This is a genomic window from Acinetobacter sp. YH12201, assembly GCF_013418145.1.
Classification (GTDB): Bacteria; Pseudomonadota; Gammaproteobacteria; order Pseudomonadales; family Moraxellaceae; genus Acinetobacter.
On sequence record NZ_VPCP01000175.1, the window covers coordinates 1 to 1443 of the forward strand.

Annotated in this window: 1 protein-coding gene; it reads right to left on the minus strand. The window is 51.3% G+C overall.

What is annotated here, in order from left to right:
• Positions 1-1443 (minus strand): Ig-like domain-containing protein (locus FTU91_RS16360; protein ID WP_180082854.1); only part of this gene is annotated, 1443 nt, incomplete at both ends.

Consider the following 1443-nt stretch of genomic DNA (forward strand, 5'->3'; position numbering starts at 1 on the left):
GGTCAAGCTTACAACACCCGTCGCAGGATCAATGCTGTAGTAGCCGTCCGGATTGTTAGTCAGGCTGTAAGTCAGCGTATCGCCTTCGGCATCGGTCGCATTCGCATCCGTCACCACCATGCCTGCCATCGCATTGTTTTCTGTAATGCTGGTCAAGCTATCAGTGAAGCTCAGTACCGGGGCATCATTCACAGGGGTCACTGTGATGGTTAACGTTGCTGTATCTGTCAACGAACCATCTGTAATGGTGTAGTCAACAGTATCGATACCGGTGAAATTCGCTGCTGGCGTATAGGTATACGTACCATTCGTCGCAATCGAAATTGTTCCGCCTTGGGTGGTTGTGTATGTGCCAGAAACCGCTGTGATGCTGACGCTATCTAGATCTGTATCGTTCTGCAACAGGCTAACCGCTGAACTATATACCTGATCTTCATTGATGATAATTTCATCATCCATCGCCACAGGTGCATCATTCACCAGCGTGGTCACCGGCATTGCCGCTGTACCAGTCACAGGGGTTGTACCGTCGGTCACTGTTACGCTGATTGCAGGAAGGTTTCCACCTCCGTTCACCCAGTCCGCACCCGCCTGGGTTAAGCTTACAACACCCGTCGCAGGATCAATGCTGTAGTAGCCGTCCGGATTGTTAGTCAGGCTGTAAGTCAGCGTATCGCCTTCGGCATCGGTCGCATTTGCATCCGTCACTACCATGCCTGCCATCGCATTGTTTTCTGTAATGCTGGTCAAGCTATCAGTGAAGCTCAGTACCGGGGCATCATTCACAGGGGTCACTGTGATGGTTAACGTTGCTGTATCTGTCAACGAACCATCTGTAATGGTGTAGTCAACAGTATCGATACCGGTGAAATTCGCTGCTGGCGTATAGGTATACGTACCATTCGTCGCAATCGAAATTGTTCCGCCTTGGGTGGTTGTGTATGTGCCAGAAACCGCTGTGATGCTGACGCTATCTAGATCTGTATCGTTCTGCAACAGGCTAACCGCTGAACTATATACCTGATCTTCATTGATGATAATTTCATCATCCATCGCCACAGGTGCATCATTCACCAGCGTGGTCACCGGCATTGCCGCTGTACCAGTCACAGGGGTTGTACCGTCAGTCACTGTTACGCTGACTGCAGGAAGGTTTCCACCTCCGTTCACCCAGTCCGCACCCGCCTGGGTCAAGGTCACAACACCCGTCGCAGGATCAATGCTGTAGTAGCCGTCCGGATTGTTAGTCAGGCTGTAAGTCAGCGTATTGCCTTCGGCATCGGTCGCATTTGCATCCGTCACTACCATGCCTGCCATCGCACTGTTTTCTGTAATGCTGGTCAAGCTATCAGTGAAGCTCAGTACCGGGGCATCATTCACAGGAGTCACGCTGACGTTGACTACGCTGCTGCTGGTACCGCCATTGCCATCGCTAATGCTATA